This is a genomic window from Flavobacterium album (assembly GCF_003096035.1).
Lineage (GTDB): Bacteria > Bacteroidota > Bacteroidia > Flavobacteriales > Flavobacteriaceae > Flavobacterium > Flavobacterium album.
This window is the reverse complement of the sequence record NZ_CP029186.1, coordinates 809,702-826,091: the sequence shown is the minus strand read 5'-3', so window position 1 is coordinate 826,091 and position 16,390 is coordinate 809,702. Positions and strand designations below refer to the sequence as shown.

Here is a 16,390-nt window from a genome sequence, read left to right as displayed (position 1 = left end):
AATCTCAATTAATGTACAAAATTATTATTCTCAGGGATATAAATCCTCGGTAATCCGCCCGATCCGCGTCATCCGCGTTCCATTCTCAACAACCTTTAAAAAACTCCAAAACCTCCTTCAGCAAAACCTCCCGGCTTTCAATATGGCTCATGTGCCCGTATGGATAGGAAACCAGCTTTTTATCGGTACCCTCGACCTGGTCGGCATGCTCATCGTACAAAAGGCTTTGGTCTTTTTTGCCCAGGACCAACAGCACGGGATAAGGCGCAAAATGAAGTATCACCTCGCGGTCTTTACGAACTTTCATGCCTTCCAATGCGGCAACGATGCCCTGCAGCGGAGTTTTGAGCGCTTCAGTACGTAATGCCTCGATCTCGGCGGCAAATTTCTCCCGGTTTTCCTCACTGAAAAGATTTGCTATAGAGAGGCGTACAAACCCCTCATAATTTTGCTTTACCGCTTTTATGGCACGGGTGCGGTTGGCTTTGCGTTCTTCACTATCAGCCCGCGAGGTCGAGTTTTGCAGCACAATTCCCTTGACCATCTCCGGGTACAATTCGGCGAAAGCCAACGCCACATAACCGCCCATCGAGTGCCCCATGAATATCGCTTTACGGATGCGCAGTTCATGTAGTACGGCATATACCGCATCGGCCATATCCTCCATAGTGTGGATGTAGCCCAGGCATTCCGTTTGCCCATGTCCCAGCAGGTCGATGGTGATCACCCGGTACTTTTTGGTAAACTCACCCACAAAAAAATCCCACATGGTACTGTTCTCCAAAAAGCCATGCAGCAGCACAATGGCAGTGCCCTTCCCGGTATCGGAATAAGCGAGGTTTATATTTTTGTAGTTGAGTAGGTTCATTTTTTTGTCCGATGTCCGATGTCGGAAGTCCGATGACCGGCATGAGTGAAGCTCTTCCCCTCTTGAGAGGGGCAGGGGTGTGTCTTTCTGCAAAAATACTCCTTATAAATAAAATCGCCAATTATAGCGAAGAATAATTTATATTTGAGAATCAAACAAATATAAATGAACAGGTTAGTTATAATAGGAAATGGCTTTGATTTGGCACATGGGCTTCCAACGGGATATTGTGATTTTTTAAATTATTACTGGAGAAATGTTATTGATGCACTCAAACAAAAGGGTGATTCAAAGAGATTATATGAAGACGACCTTATTTCAGTAATAATTAATTTAAGCTCAATGCATCATTCGAGTATCTATAATGCATTGGAAGAGGTAAATTCTTTTAAATCTTTAATGGATTTTTTTGACGACTACAAGTATAAGGATGGGTATGAAAATTTTCTTTATAGAATTGATTTCAAATGCCAATTTTTGAAAAACATTTGTGAAAAGCAGTCCATTCAAAATTGGGTCGATATAGAGAATGAATATTATTTCTTGCTAAAAGAATGCTTAAAAGATAATAATAATACTAGGGTAAAGGAGCTAAATCAGGAATTCGACCGAGTTAAATGCTTACTTGAAAATTATCTGTATGATGAGGTTGCTTCCAAGTTTGATTATTCAGAAGATTCAAACATATCTCAATTCACAAATATATTCGATTTATATAATCGTTTGCGACATAAAGATAAATTTTTAGAAGAATTTGGTTATAATGTTCAAGAGCAAATAAAAGAATATCTTAATGCTAAAGGCACAATTTTAATAAATAAAGAAAATAAAGAAAAAAATCTTTTCCTGAATTTTAATTATACTCCTACCGCAGATATATATGCTACATATATGAATGCAAGTTGGAGAGATGACTATGGTCAAAGCGAAGTAATTCAAATTCATGGCAAGTTGAAAGACATAAAAAATCCAATAAATTTTGGATTTGGAGACGAAATGGATGATGATTATAAAACTATAGAGAAGAAAGACGATAATGAGTATCTTAAAAATATTAAGTCTTTCCAGTATTTACAAAATTCAAACTATAAAAAAATGTTGAATTTTGTAGAAAGCAATCCTTTTCAAGTTTATATTATGGGACATTCGTGTGGCTTATCGGACAGAATTTTATTAAATAGAATATTTGAACACAGAAATTGTCTATCTATAAAAGTTTTTTACTATAAAAACGGGAATAAAGATAACTATACCGAGTTAATTCAAAATATATCAAGGCATTTTAATCAAAAAGAAATGATGCGTGAGCGAATAGTCAATAAAACACTTTGTGAACCTTTACCTCAAACAAAATTACCATTAAAATAGAAACAGCCTGCACAATGCAGGCTGTTATATTTTAATTCAGCAGAGTAAGCAACCCCGAACCCGAAACTCCAAACCCGGAATTAAGAATTCATCAAACTCTCAATCTCCTCTACCTCAATAGGGATATTCCGCATTAGGTTGAACGGTTCGCCGCTCGCTTGTACCACAACATTATCTTCCAAACGGATACCAAAACCTTCCGCAGGGATGTAAATGCCCGGCTCTACGGTAAACACCATATTAGCCTGCATTGGTTCCGCTAAAAGGCCGTAATCATGCGTGTCAAGCCCTAAATGGTGCGAGGTACCGTGCATAAAATATTTTTTATACGCAGGCCATGCAGGGTCTTCATTCTGCACATCGGCTTTGTCGATCAGCCCGAGGCCAAGCAGCTCGGAGGTCATTACCTTACCGACTTCCACATGGTACTGTTTCCACAGCGTGCCGGGAACCAGCATTTTAGTAGCTTCATTCTTTACTCGCAATACGGCATTGTATACGTCCTTCTGCCTTTGCGTATAGCGCCCGGATACCGGGATGGTACGGCTCAGGTCGGAAGAATAATTGGCATATTCGGCGGCAACATCAAGGAGGATCAGGTCGCCATCCTTGCATTGCTGGTTGTTCTCGATATAGTGCAGTACGTTGGCATTATTACCCGAAGCAATGATCGGGGTATAGGCAAACCCTTTGGAACGGTTACGAATGAACTCGTGTATCAGCTCGGCCTCGATCTCGTATTCCCAGACGCCGGGTTTTACGAAACCAAGCAGTCGGCGGAAGCCTTTTTCGGTAATGTTGCAGGCATTCTGCATCAGGTCAAGTTCCTCCTGCTCTTTTACAGAACGCAGCCTTTGCAGTATCGGGTTACTTTTGGCTACCTGGTGGGCAGGGTATTTTTCCTTCCACCACTTGATGAAACGGTCCTCACGAGTCTGTGTTTCCACGGCAGAGCGGTAATGCTCATTGGTATTGATATAGATGGTATCGCAGTAGGTCATTACCTCGAAAAGCGTTTTCTCGAAATCTTTAAGCCACATGATGTTTTTAATACCTGACACTTCAGTCGCGCGGGGTTTGGTCAGTTTTTCGCCTTCCCAAATGGCAATGTGCTCGTTGGTCTCTCGCAGGAACAATATCTCTCGCAGATGCTCGTATGGTGCGTCCGGGCACAGCAGCAGGATGCTTTCCTCCTGGTCGGCACCGCTCAGGTAAAAGATGTCGCGATGCTGCTGGAACGGTATGGTGCTATCGGCGCTGATAGGGTAAATGTCATTGGAATTGAATACGGCAACGCTTTTCGGCTTCATTTCGGCCATGAACTTTTTACGGTTCTTTATAAAAAGGCTGCTGTCTATCTGGTGGTATTTCATGATATCTCTTTTTGTTTGGACATCAAAAATAGGAAGATTATTGCGAAATTGCCTTGTGCCGGATGTTTGTTATTTGATTATTTTTATAGAAAATAAATAGGCGATGAGATGTTTAGTTGCAATGCTGCTCTTCCCATTAATGCTTTTTGCTCAGGAAAGCATTTATAAGACTAATTTACAAACCCTTGATAATTGCATAAGTTGCCGGCCAAAAGAGAAAGTCACGAATCCGGTAGCAGAGTGGATGGACAAGGATATTCAGCATATTCATGAAATGCTGAACAAGGCTCAGGGGCTTTTGCCAACAATGGATAATTATCTTAAAATATTTCCTTCATTGCTTTCCGCTAACGGGAATGTAAGTACTGAAAGAGTATTGCTTCCTGACCAGCTTGAGTATATAAAGCACGAGGTTTATGGTGGATACGTGAGTATATATATAAACGTTTTAGTTTTTGAGGGCGGTATATTATATTCTGAAATTTCAATTGATGCAGATAATGATATTTTCAGGGATCATTACCTGAAAGAGATCACAGTTCCCTTACAATGTTCAGGCAATATGATGCAGTGGAGTCGGATCTATGATGATAATGTTTTGCTTTATAGGAAAGAGCATCCTCATTTTTTATGGGAATTGGAAATTAATAGACGATATGAACCCCGTGAATTGACCATTTTTTATAATATGAATACGCCACAGTATCTTAGTAAAAATCGCGATATATATCATGTAGATGGGGATTATGCACATTTTGCCGAATTGAACTTAAAATACCTATTGGAGAAAAAGAAATATGGTGTCATTGAGAAACTATTGTTCTCAGTAAATCCAATTGGAAGGATGTATGCCTGTGCGGCACTGGATTCAGCGATACTTACCAAAAGTTACAAACCAAATAACAAGTTACAAATGCAAATGTCGAAAATTCGCGAAGGTGGGATGCAATTTGATTCAGGTATCATAAGTTGCTGGGTCAACAAATTTGAATATGATCATCACGATCTTATAAAGAACAATCCGTTTTTGCCATAGCAATTTGTTTATCTATACAAATCAACGCCTTAGCCCATGAAAAATATAATACTACTAATATTTTCCATGCTTACCCTCACGAGTTGTTCCCTGATGCGCAGGGAAGACCGTATGGCCCGGAGCGGCGATGTCCTCAACCGGCTTTCGCGCACTATGCTTGTAGCACAGCGGCAGCATAAGTTTGGGCAGTACACGCTGAAGCTGAGGAAGAACCAAACTTTTGTATTTCGTGAAAACTTTATGGGAATCAACAATTCTTATTATTGCGGGCGTTACTACCTTGAGGGCAATGTGCTGCTGCTCGAATTTGCCGAAGAGCGCAAACCTGAAGAACTCGACCGCGTAATGATCCTTACCGCCGAAAATGGCCAACTCTATTTCAGGGGAGCTAATCATGGAATGTATATTAAGATCACGAATGATATTGAGGAAGCCGTCAAGTCTATTAAGAATGAAATTGGCTTTACTCCGCCCAGCGGTAATATCTCGCCCCTTTTAAATTCGGGCTTTCCTTCTCAATCCGGTCAAGCGCCCATTCATTCGTGGTAGGTAGTACACTACTCTTCAACTCTTTTTTATGTAGTTTAAGATAGGTTTCAAAACCAATCTCATGGCTTTCGCCGAATTTGTCAAAGAGTTGCGTTTTATCTATAGCTTCTTTCCAGCCGGGTTGCACCGTGCCTTCGAATACTTTCGATTTTGAGCCGCTGCCATACGCCAGGAACCCAAATTTCTTTCCGGTAATATCCGCACCATTTTTGGAGAATTGGCTTAACGCCGAAAGCAATCCCATAAAAATGGAACCGGTATATAAATTTCCGATGAGCGATGATGCCGTCTCAGCCATTTGCAATTTCCGGTTTACAAAATCCCTGTAGGCCTCCGATTTTGCTATTTCCTTTATTTTACTTTGGTATTCCGAAGGCTCTTCGTTACCCGTAAGCAGGGGTGAGGCTGCGTCAAGTCCGTAAATTTCAGGGAACATCCTGCGGCCCTGGTAAGCATAAGGCAGATGCAAGAGCAGTGCCTCCCAGCTTTCATGCAATGAGCCTTTTGTATTAGTCATTTCTTTAAACCGGAAATACGCTTCTTTCGTCCGGTCAGTATAGCATTGGTTAGAATACTGCCCGTCGAATACCGGCTGGTCTTTATGTATCTCAATTTCGGCTTCGAGCACATCATGCCAGGGTTCATTATTTTCGTTGCCGTTTATATCCCTTTTATCAACTGTGTGATAGGGCTTAAAGAAATCGAATACGCCCTTAGTACTCACGGCAAATTCTCCTGAAAAGGAAATGATCCGCGGGTCAGCACTAATCAGCATCGCCAGTGCGCCTGCTCCCTGCGTGTATTCGCCGGTAGACTCCAAATCGTATTTAGCAATATCGGTGGTGACAACTATTGCTTTTTTTGTTGGATTGAGGCGAACGTAGTCCAGGCAGTTGTGCAGTGCATCCACGCCACCAATGCAGGCGAATGTAATATCCAGTGTATCGCAATGCGAAAGCGATCCTTCGCCAAACTTCTGCTCCATCAGCGAAACGAGGAAGGACCCAATAGGCTTGGAACTGTCAATGCCGCTCTCGGTACCTACATAAATACGGCTGATTTCTTTCAGGTCGATATGGTTTTGAGTAATGAGTTTCGTCAGGGCATTGGCGCCAAATACCACGGTATCCTGGTGTACATCAGGTAATGTCATTTTCACGAGCCCGAGCCCTTTTTCGAGCTTTTCGGGATCAATGCCCCGGGCATCGGCAAGCGTTTTTATCGGTAGGTGCAGTCTGGCAATATCAAAGGCAATGGCGTCAATTCCAAAGGTCATAGTGAACGATTTTAAGATATAAAAGTATAAAGGATGAATGGGAAAATGCCAAACAACTTTCGGCCAGATTGCATTTTTAAGAATTATAAAAAAAACGGGGAGTAAAATTTTTGATTCCTCAGGTTTTGGTATGTATCTGGTGAACATATCCAGCATGAGTGCAGCTGCTCCTCTCCATGGAGAGGGGTTGGGGGTGAGGCCAAAATTGCTTATTTTTATCCAATCAAAATAACACAATGAAACTCCATCTAATCCTGACAGCACTTTTCCTTTCTGCCATAACCTTTGCGCAGGAAGGCCGGCCCTACCAGCTCTATACTAAGCAAGGCAAAAAAACCACCTATAAAAAACTGCTGAAAGTCGCGGGAGATACAGAAGTTGTACTGTTTGGGGAGCATCATGACAATTCCCTAATCCACTGGCTGGAACTCGAACTCGCAAAAGACCTTTCGGAAACCAAACCGTTAGTACTTGGCGCTGAGATGATCGAAGCCGATAACCAAAAGCAACTCGACCAGTACCTGCGCGGGGAGATCGACCAAAAAGCATTCGACACGCTGGCCCGCCTGTGGCCCAATCATAAGACCGACTATAAGCCATTGGTGGACTTTGCTAAAGGGAAAAACTATCCGTTTATCGCGGCCAATGTACCCCGCCGTTTTGCCAATAGAGTGTATAAAGGCGGCTTCGAAGCGCTTGATGGGCTTACTGCCGAAGAAAAAGCGTGGGTAGCGCCATTGCCCATTGCGTATGATGCGACACTGCCCGGTTATGTGAAAATGTTCGAAATGTCAGGTGGCCACGGCGGCGATAACCTCCCAAAAGCACAGGCAATAAAAGATGCAACAATGGCACATTTCATTGCCAAAAACCTGAAGCCCGGTACGGTATTCATTCATTACAACGGCACCTACCACAGCGATAATTTCGAGGGCATTGGCTGGTACCTGAAAAAAGCAAAACCGGGTGTTAAAGTAATCACCATCGCAGCGGTATCCCAAAAAGATATTTCCAAACTCGAAAAGGAAAACGGCAACCTGGCCGATTTTATATTGGTGGTAGATGAGGATATGACGAAGACGTATTAGTTTTCAGTCGCAGCCTGCCTGCCGGCAAAGGCAGGTCACAGTTTTCAGATATACTCATTGTGGCAATTTTGTCATCTAAATAATGCAGATAGGAAAGGTTGCAATATATCCACGCAGAATATGAAATATTGAAGGCAGTAGGAAAATCCGTGGTCATCCGCCCGATCTGCGTCATCCGCGTTCCATTTTCCCATAATTCATTGCTTCCTTTTAGCAGAAATTATCGTAATTTGGGTCTTCCAAAAAAACATCAACTAAAAAATTCTATTATGTTTCAAATCAGGACAAAAGCAGCAGCCGGCATAGCGACAGTACTTCTTGCAGGGCTTGTGGCAGGCTGTGGTTCGGCATCCAAAACAAAATCTACAGGCGCGGGATTATGGGTTACTATGCCCGACAAATCAGCACTGCTTCAGCAACAGCCAGTTTCCAATACTACAGCTGCAGCCCATACGCAGCTTAGCATAGACCCATCGGTAAAATACCAGGAAATGGACGGCTTCGGCTTTACCCTCACAGGGGGCAGTGCCAAGCATATTTTTAAAATGGATTCGCAGTCGCGCGCCGACCTTTTAAAGGAACTTTTTGGCGCGGGTACCAATGATATCGGTGTAAGCTTCCTGCGTATAAGCGTGGGCGCATCCGACCTTGACGAATTGCTGTTTTCCTATAACGACCTCCCAAAAGGCGAGACCGACAAAAACATCGACCGCTTTGACCTCGGTTACGATAAAAAGTACCTTGTTCCGGTATTGCAGCAGATATTGGCGATAAACCCTGATATAAAAATATTGGGTTCGCCTTGGTCGCCACCCGTATGGATGAAAACCAACGGCGATACCCGCGGCGGCAGCCTGAAACTGGAATACTATCCGGCCTACGCGAAATATCTCGTGAAGTATGTGCAGCAAATGAAGGAGAATGGTATTTCGATTTATGCCCTTACGGTACAGAATGAGCCGCTGCATCCCGGCAACAACCCAAGCCTGCTGATGGAAGCCGCCGACCAGAAAGTGTTCGTGCGCGACCATCTGGGCCCTGCTTTCAAAAAGAACAACATCAGAACGAAGATCATCATTTACGACCACAACGCTGACAGGCCGGATTATCCTATTTCAATACTCGATGATAAAGAGGCGGCTAAGTATATTGATGGATCCGCATTTCACTTATATGGCGGTACGGTAGATGCCATATCGAAAGTACATACGGCACACCCTGATAAGAATTTATATTTTACGGAGCAGTGGGTAGGCGCTCCCGGCGATTTTGCCAAAGAGCTTACTTGGCATACGGAGAACCTGAGCATTGGCGCGCCACGCAACTGGTGCAAAACGGTACTGGAATGGAACCTTGCTGCCGACGAAAAGCAGGAGCCGCATACCGACAGGGGTGGCTGTGACCGCTGCCTTGGCGCCATAACCATTACCGGCAACAAAGTAACCCGCGAACCTGCCTATTACATCATTGCGCATTCCTCAAAATTCGTGAGGCCGGGTTCGGTTAGGGTGCAATCAGATATGCCGGAAGGATTGCCAAATGTAGCCTACAAAACGCCTGACGGGAAAATAGCTGTCGTACTGCAAAATACTTCGGAACAGGATAAAACGATTGATGTTGGTGCCGGAAATAAAAAGGCGACCTTAATGCTGAAAGCTGGTATGGTTGGGACGCTGGTGATGGAGTAATACAAAAACTGAGTCGACTTCATTATTAGAATGAAGTCGATTTCTCAATATTATGCCAATTTATAAACTGAAGTGCATTTTCTTCAATTGTATGTGAAGTTGATTCCTGAAAATCAATATCACTAATATCAATGTGTTTATCAAATAACTCTGCATGGTACTCTTTTAATTTTTCATATATATAATCCACATCAATTATTGATTTCATAAAATCATAATTACTTTTTGTTAAAGCCCCAAAAAATGTATTATTCCAATACACTGGAAAATTTCTTATAAGAAGTAGAATATTATCATTTTGCAGAGTGTCTTTAATAAACCTATCAAATTCTGCTGAATTTTTGTTATTCCATATCTGCATTATCATTTTATTTGGGGCATTAAGTGGTTCCTCATAAAATGGTTTCTTTTCAAGTTTTATTCTGCGAACTATCACTTCCTGCAATTCATTTCTTACATTTTGAACAGTAAATTTTCTTGTAAAGTAGCATAAATTAAATAATGTCATCTCTTCTGCTAGGTCAATTAAATAATCTTTAGAAATATCATTATCATTTAATGTAATAGCAATTTTCTCTATTATTCTTATTCTAAAACTTCTGCCAAACATGTCTTCACCAATCTCGGGTATAATATTGATATTTAAAATAAGAAAATGAGAAAGAAATAAAAGTTTATCAACATCTAGTTCTTCAATAAGATTCTCAATTTTATATAATGTTTTATATTCTGCGTGACGAGCAAATAAATTAACAATAGCTGTTTTTAAATCATCTTCTTTTTCCTCGGCGATTAAATTTTTTATAATCTTGAAATTAGTTTCTGAAATCTTTCTGAAAGTATGATAAGAAAAGAATTTTTCAAAATGATCAGATGAGTTGATTCTTAATTCTTTTTCTAATGTTTTAGAATCTATTTTACTTCCCGTTCCCTGAAAATTATTGTTTGGGAAAAGATGGTTTAATATAGATTCTATTTCAGGATAGGTATTAATTAAGTGTTTTCTAAATCCATTAGGTTTCCCCTGTGTATTGATTTCATCATTAAAATCTATAACTCCTGACATTTCAGTAAAGATTTGAGTTTCCTCATTGTAATTTTTAATATCGTTATAACAAGTTTCATTTGTTATTTTTAAATATTCAATCCAGAAAAGATCACGAAGGTTTACTTCCTCACCAATTGCGCATGCACTTATTGCAAAACTATTTATTACTCTAATAATTTCCCTTGGATTATTAAAGTTGAATCTTCTAAATTCGAATGCTATTTCTTTAAAGTCATTGTCTTTATTTAAAGAAAGAAGTCGATTTAAGTCTGAAATTTTTTTATCAAAAAATAATTGTAAATCTTCCTTTTCAATTCTAGGTAATATGATCGGGATATTTATGATTTTTTCGATAAATAATTTTCCGTCAAGTTTATCCGTACCATATCTATGATGAATTGCTTTAGAAACTTGTTCTGGATCAAGAGCAATTAGATAAACCAGATTTCTAAAATTAGCATTAAGTTTTATAATTTTAAATAGTGTATATATTTCATCTTTATCCAAACGATCTATATCATCTATAAAAATGACGATTTTATATTTTGATTCGCAAAGTGCATCATCTATAACCTTATTTAATACCTCGGGAGATATGGGCTTACCTTCTAAATCCTCTCCCATAGCTTTTAATATCTCATTTAGCTCAAAAGTTACTTTTGTTCCCAAAAATTTTGGTATGCCAACACTTGAAGAAATCTTAATAGCTTTAAAATACTTACTTATCTTTTTGATAAACTTGCCCGCTTTTTGTAAAGAAGAATTTGTTTGAATGGACAACATATTTGATAATCCTTCAAAAAAAGCTAAAAGCATTTCATCTTCTCCTGAATATCTCCATGGGTTAAAATGATATTTTAGTATGCGTTTTGAAGTGCCATCATCTTTAAATTCTGAAAGATGCGTCGCGAGTAAATTTAAAAATGATGTCTTACCTTCACCCCATTTGCCATAAATCCCGATAGTCAGGGGGTCAGAATTGATAGAATTAGCTTGAAGTATTTTATCAATCTTTTTCACATAGGGGCTAAAATTAAAAACATCTTCATCTTCAGAATTTATTGGGAGTTCGGGGATAATGTAAGACTGATTTGCCATAGATTTTATTTTCCATAAATTTATAAAATAATTCATGGTAAAATAATGAAGATCTCCCTCATACAAACCTCCCTTACCTGGGAAAACCCACAGGCGAACCGTGCCAATTTCGAAAGGCTCATCAACAGCATCGAAATGACCGACCTGATCCTCGTGCCCGAAATGTTCCCAACAGGGTTTACCATGAAGCCGGAAGCTGTGGCGGAAACCATGGACGGCGAAACCGTAGCCTGGATGAAGGAAATGGCTGCTGCTAAGGGTTGTGCCATTACAGGAAGCCTCGTTATTAAAGAGGATGGCAGGTATTACAACCGCCTGCTTTTTGTATTCCCTGATGGGGCGGTAAAAACCTACGACAAACGCCATCTTTTCTCATTGGCAGGAGAAGACAAGGCCTATACCGCCGGGACAGAAAAACTTATCGTGGAATATAATGGCTGGAAAATATGCCCGCTGGTATGCTATGATTTACGTTTCCCCGTTTTTGCACGAAACGTAGAGGGTTATGACCTGCTGCTGTATGTAGCCAACTGGCCTTCGCCACGCCTGTTTGCGTGGGATACGCTGCTAAAGGCACGCGCGATAGAAAATATGTGCTATGTGGCAGGACTTAACAGGATCGGGAAAGATGAGAACAGGCACTTATATCCGGGGCATTCGCAGGTACTGGACTGCCTGGGTGCAACGCTGGCCGATGCATCAGATAATGAAGGGGTGTTTACAGTAAACCTCGATAAGGAAAGCTTACTCGAAAACCGTAAAAAATTCGGTTTTTTAAACGACAGGGATAACTTTACCCTCCAAGGTTAAAGGGCTGCTCTACATCCCAGTTCTCCCGAACGTCTACTTCCTTAGGGAAATAGATCACTTCTTCGGGCTGGCGCCTGTCAGGATAGTAGCCGCTGTCCCACTCGCGGTTCTTATTGTTGTCGTAGATTACCCTTAAAAGATATTTATCCGGCAATATGGCATCGAAATTAATCTGCGTTTCCCCCTCAGAATAGTAAGAAGCCTGAACTTCTCCCTTGGCATTGGTGATTTCCAGTATAAGCGGAAACCGGTTTGCATTTTCAAGGCGTACCCGCAGGTTGCCGTATTCAGCCAGCGTTTTTGTAACAAGGCTGTATTTCAGGGAATCGTTCTGCGTTCCGTAAAAATCAGTGAGCGCCCCGGGCAGCAGCAGAAAGTTATACCGCTGGTTCTCGTCCTTCGGAAAATCAAAGGCCAGATCCTGTTTAAACTCATCGTAAGCATAAGTATACGCAATTGCCAGGGAATCCTTATTTATCAGCCTTATCTTTGTGGAGTCAATGGAAACTAATGGCGTAGACGGCCTCAGCGTGAATTTTTCCCTGAAATTCAGTCCGCCTTTCTGTACGGCTTCTACCTTTAATGAATCACTCTGCTTAAGTTCCCTGAACTTCATCGTAAAGTCCTTCGCCGAATCGCTGTGCGTTATCTGCACCTGTAGCGAGTCGGCCTTGATGCCTCTTGGTATCCATACATTCAGGGAGTCCTTACCGGATACCTGCGTGACCAGGGAGCGGATGTCCTCAGTGCCGGTGCCATTCTTAACATTTACCTTTACGCCTTTCGGATTTCCTTCATAGCCGATAAAGAACTTATTGGATGTTTCCAGCGATGGCTTAAATGACTTAAACGGCGGTGTTTCTTGGAAAAGCTCCAGTTGGTACCCCGCGATAAGGCTGTCGGGTACCGTAACCACATCATTAAGGAATGCAAGCTTATCGCTCTTTGGGTCGTATTTGTAATTGTTGTTCTTATCCTTCAATGCAAAGAGGTGGTATTTGCCCTCTTTAAGGTTTTCCAGCGAAAAATTGACCATGCTGTCGAGCGTATTGGTCACATATCTCGGACGCTCTTTGTAGATGGTAGAGTCGTTAAAGGTTTCGTTAGCCTCATACAGCATGATGGTCACGAAATTGTCGGTCTCGCGAGAGTAGGCATCCTTTATTCGTCCCTTTAGCGAAAGCGAATCGATATAACTGCCGGTAGAAAATATGAATTTGAACTGCGAATAAGGGTTGCCTTCGTTGTTGTCGGTAATGCTTTGCCCGAAATTGAAGCTGTACGTGGTATTTTCCTGAAGCGTATCCTTGATCTTTATATTGATGAATTTGCTCGCGCTCCCGGTAGGCACAATGTCCGGCGTGTATTTCAGCGGCGGTGAAATGATAAGCTGCTTGCTGATGTCCTTTATCTTGATATACTCATTGAAATCGATATGGATTTGGTTGCCTTTAAACCCCGTACTCATATTAGCAGGCGAGCTTCCTGTGATGGAAGGCGGTATGGTGTCTTTCGCCCCGCCGGTAATATTGCCGCGTTTGGCGCATCCCGTAAGGGCAAGTGAAAGGAGCACTATATAAAGGAAAAATCTACTTTTCAGCATGTTGAATTCTTTGACAGCACAAAATAACAATTATATTCAGTAACTGTCTAAATTTTTAAGTAAATAATTCTAACCACATAGGCACATAGTCATAAAGGAAAATTATAAACCCAGTTGAGCGACACAGAGAATGAAGCTTCGCTTCGCTATGTGCAAATATGTTCCCTTCAGCAATAATAAATCACTATGAAAACTACTGTATCTATGTGGTTAAATAAAATGTTTATTTAATGCGCATAAGCCATGGTCACAATGCTGACCTTAGCGCCGGGAATCTTTAATAACTCGCGCCCACAGGCTTCGAGCGTCGATCCGGTAGTGATAACGTCGTCAATGAGCAAAAAGTGCCTGCCTGAATCGGCTTCCGTAAAGTTCACATCAAAAGCGTTGGCTATAGCAGCACGTGCAGCAAGGTTCTTTTTTGTCTGGGTTTGGGTGTGTACTTTCTTTACCAGGATAGCCTCATTGTAGTTTTTGCCCAGCCCTTCGGCCAAAGCCTTCCCAAATTCCGTTACCTGGTTGTACCCGCGCTGCCGGAGTTTCTTTGGGTGCATGGGCACAGGGATGATATCGGTAACATCCTTAAGCGCTTCTACGGTTTTAAGGTCTTCGGCATGCAACTGGCCTAACAGCCGGCCCACTTCCTGCTGCTTCCGGTATTTCAGGTTGTGGACCATCTGCTGTACCATGCCTTCCTTGTGGAAATACAAAAATGCCGAAGCATGCTCCAGCGGGAGCCTTCCGTAAAACTTTTTGAAGGTCTCATTCTCCGCATTCAGGTGGTGCAGCGTAAAAGGCATATCGTGGCGGCAGGCCGTGCATACAACATCTTCACTTTCCAGCAGCAGGCCGTCACAGCCATTGCAGGTTTTAGGAAAGAGAAGGTTGAAAAGGGAGCTGAGCATAATACCGCTTTTGGGATAAAGATATAAAACGTTTTTATTTCTGTAACATTGGCCTGATTTTCTGTGTAATTTACTACACTTATATAGTTAGGTTTTATATTTTTGCACCACTATGGCAAAACAAGAAGATCAATTTAAGAATGTTATTTCGCACGCTAAGGAGTATGGGTTCATTTTCCAGTCCAGCGAGATATACGATGGTTTAAGCGCAGTATACGACTACGGCCAGAACGGCGCAGAACTAAAGAAGAACATCAGGGAATATTGGTGGAAATCGATGGTGCAGATGCATGAGAACATTGTGGGTATTGATGCCGCGATATTCATGCACCCTACTACATGGAAGGCTTCGGGGCACGTAGATGCGTTCAACGACCCTTTGATAGACAACAAAGATTCCAAGAAACGATACAGGGCCGACGTGCTTATCGAGGATTATGCCGAGAAGCTTAACCAGAAAGCCCAAAAAGAAATAGAAAAGGCGCGCGCGCGTTTTGGCGAGGCCTTCAATGAGGAGGAATTCGTTACGACAAACGCCCGCGTGATGGAATATAAAGCCAAACAGCGCCAGATACTGGAGCGCATGGCACATTCATTGGAAACAGAGAACCTGGCCGATGTGAAAGCGCTTATCGAAGAGCTCGAGATCGCCGACCCGGAAACAGGCTCTAAGAACTGGACGGAAGTAAGGCAGTTCAACCTGATGTTCGGCACCAAGCTGGGCGCAGAAGCCGCTAATGCAATGGACCTGTACCTTCGCCCGGAAACGGCACAGGGTATCTTCGTGAACTTCCTGAACGTACAAAAGACCGGCCGTATGAAAATACCTTTCGGTATCGCGCAAACGGGCAAGGCGTTCCGTAACGAGATTGTGGCAAGGCAGTTCATTTTCCGTATGCGCGAATTCGAACAGATGGAAATGCAGTTCTTTGTCCGTCCGGGCGAAGAGATGAAATACTATGAGTACTGGAAAGAAACAAGGCTGAAATGGCACCTGTCGCTTGGCCTTGGAAAAGAGAATTACCGTTTCCACGACCATGAAAAGCTGGCGCACTATGCCAATGCCGCTGCCGATATCGAGTTCAACTTCCCGTTTGGCTTCAAGGAGCTGGAAGGGATCCACTCGCGTACCGATTTCGACCTTAAGGCACACGAGCAATTCAGCGGTAAGAAACTACAGTATTTCGATACCGAGCTGAACGAGAATTATGTGCCATACGTAGTAGAAACGTCTGTCGGCCTCGACAGGATGTTCCTTGCCGTATTCTCTACAGCATTAAAAGAAGAAACTTTGGAAGACGGCTCCGTTCGTACCGTACTAAGCCTGCCTGCGGTACTCGCACCTACAAAAGCCGCGGTACTGCCATTGGTTAAGAAAGACGGACTGCCGGATGTAGCCCGTAAAATAATTGAGGACCTTAAATGGGACTTCAATGTGGCGTATGATGAGAAGGATGCCGTTGGCCGCCGTTACCGCAGGCAGGATGCACTGGGTACGCCTTTCTGCATCACGGTAGACCACCAGACACTTGAAGACGAAACCGTGACCATCCGCCACCGCGACAGCATGAAGCAGGACAGGGTGAAAATATCCGAATTAAGAAGCATCATCAATGAAGAAGTTTCGGTACGGAACTGGCTAATGAAGATGTAATAGTATATAACGCCTCCGGAAGGGGG

Annotated in this window: 13 protein-coding genes; 7 read left to right on the top strand and 6 right to left on the bottom strand. The window is 42.3% G+C overall.

Features of this window, described 5'->3' with window-relative positions; all coding sequences use genetic code 11:
* Window positions 1–85: 85 nt before the first annotated feature.
* Complete coding sequence (locus HYN59_RS03650; RefSeq protein ID WP_108776971.1) at window positions 86–868, bottom strand: alpha/beta fold hydrolase; 783 nt, start codon at window positions 866–868, stop codon at window positions 86–88.
* Window positions 869–1,033: 165 nt separating this feature from the next.
* On the opposite strand from HYN59_RS03650, the gene HYN59_RS03645 reads away from it, so the two are divergent.
* A complete protein-coding gene (locus HYN59_RS03645; RefSeq protein ID WP_108776970.1) occupies window positions 1,034–2,236 on the top strand; it encodes an AbiH family protein in 1,203 nt (400 codons plus the stop codon).
* 80 nt (window positions 2,237–2,316) lie between these two features.
* Here the strand turns inward: HYN59_RS03645 and HYN59_RS03640 are convergent, their stop codons facing one another.
* Complete coding sequence (locus HYN59_RS03640) at window positions 2,317–3,609, bottom strand: aminopeptidase P family protein (RefSeq protein WP_108776969.1); 1,293 nt, start codon at window positions 3,607–3,609, stop codon at window positions 2,317–2,319.
* Between the two features lie 103 nt (window positions 3,610–3,712).
* On the opposite strand from HYN59_RS03640, the gene HYN59_RS03635 reads away from it, so the two are divergent.
* The gene (locus HYN59_RS03635) at window positions 3,713–4,645 is read left to right on the top strand and encodes a hypothetical protein (protein ID WP_108776968.1); all 933 of its coding nucleotides are present in this window, start codon (window positions 3,713–3,715) and stop codon (window positions 4,643–4,645) included.
* A gap of 36 nt (window positions 4,646–4,681) precedes the next feature.
* Entirely contained in the window at window positions 4,682–5,194 is a 513-nt protein-coding gene (locus HYN59_RS17935) for a hypothetical protein (RefSeq protein ID WP_146185853.1), read from the top strand.
* On the opposite strand, the gene HYN59_RS03625 is transcribed toward HYN59_RS17935, so the two are convergent.
* On the bottom strand, window positions 5,109–6,470 hold the full coding sequence (locus HYN59_RS03625; protein ID WP_108776966.1) for a hydroxymethylglutaryl-CoA synthase family protein: 1,362 nt from the start codon (window positions 6,468–6,470) through the stop codon (window positions 5,109–5,111). The genes HYN59_RS17935 and HYN59_RS03625 overlap by 86 nt on opposite strands.
* A gap of 236 nt (window positions 6,471–6,706) precedes the next feature.
* Between HYN59_RS03625 and HYN59_RS03615 the strand changes: the two genes are divergently transcribed.
* The gene (locus HYN59_RS03615; RefSeq protein WP_108776964.1) at window positions 6,707–7,558 is read left to right on the top strand and encodes a ChaN family lipoprotein; all 852 of its coding nucleotides are present in this window, start codon (window positions 6,707–6,709) and stop codon (window positions 7,556–7,558) included.
* Between the two features lie 269 nt (window positions 7,559–7,827).
* Window positions 7,828–9,246 carry a glycoside hydrolase family 30 protein gene (locus HYN59_RS03610; protein WP_108776963.1) on the top strand — a complete coding sequence of 473 codons (1,419 nt, stop codon included), beginning with the start codon at window positions 7,828–7,830 and terminating at the stop codon, window positions 9,244–9,246.
* A gap of 25 nt (window positions 9,247–9,271) precedes the next feature.
* On the opposite strand, the gene HYN59_RS03605 is transcribed toward HYN59_RS03610, so the two are convergent.
* Window positions 9,272–11,392: a KAP family P-loop NTPase fold protein gene (locus HYN59_RS03605; RefSeq protein ID WP_181369503.1), complete on the bottom strand. Its 2,121-nt coding sequence runs from the start codon at window positions 11,390–11,392 to the stop codon at window positions 9,272–9,274.
* 45 nt (window positions 11,393–11,437) lie between these two features.
* Between HYN59_RS03605 and HYN59_RS03600 the strand changes: the two genes are divergently transcribed.
* Window positions 11,438–12,202 (top strand): amidohydrolase, encoded by a 765-nt coding sequence (locus HYN59_RS03600; RefSeq protein WP_108776961.1) that lies wholly within the window; start codon window positions 11,438–11,440, stop codon window positions 12,200–12,202.
* Here the strand turns inward: HYN59_RS03600 and HYN59_RS03595 are convergent.
* Both HYN59_RS03595 and HYN59_RS03590 read right to left on the bottom strand, forming a co-directional pair.
* Window positions 12,186–13,805, bottom strand: a complete 1,620-nt coding sequence (locus tag HYN59_RS03595; protein WP_108776960.1) for an Ig-like domain-containing domain — start codon at window positions 13,803–13,805, stop codon at window positions 12,186–12,188. The two genes, HYN59_RS03600 and HYN59_RS03595, sit on opposite strands and share 17 nt — an antisense overlap.
* Before the next feature lie 227 nt (window positions 13,806–14,032).
* A complete protein-coding gene (locus HYN59_RS03590) occupies window positions 14,033–14,710 on the bottom strand; it encodes a ComF family protein (RefSeq protein WP_108776959.1) in 678 nt (225 codons plus the stop codon).
* Between the two features lie 112 nt (window positions 14,711–14,822).
* Here HYN59_RS03590 and HYN59_RS03585 point away from each other — a divergent pair, with 112 nt between their 5' ends.
* Window positions 14,823–16,364 (top strand): glycine--tRNA ligase, encoded by a 1,542-nt coding sequence (locus HYN59_RS03585; protein ID WP_108776958.1) that lies wholly within the window; start codon window positions 14,823–14,825, stop codon window positions 16,362–16,364.
* Window positions 16,365–16,390 lie beyond the last annotated feature (26 nt).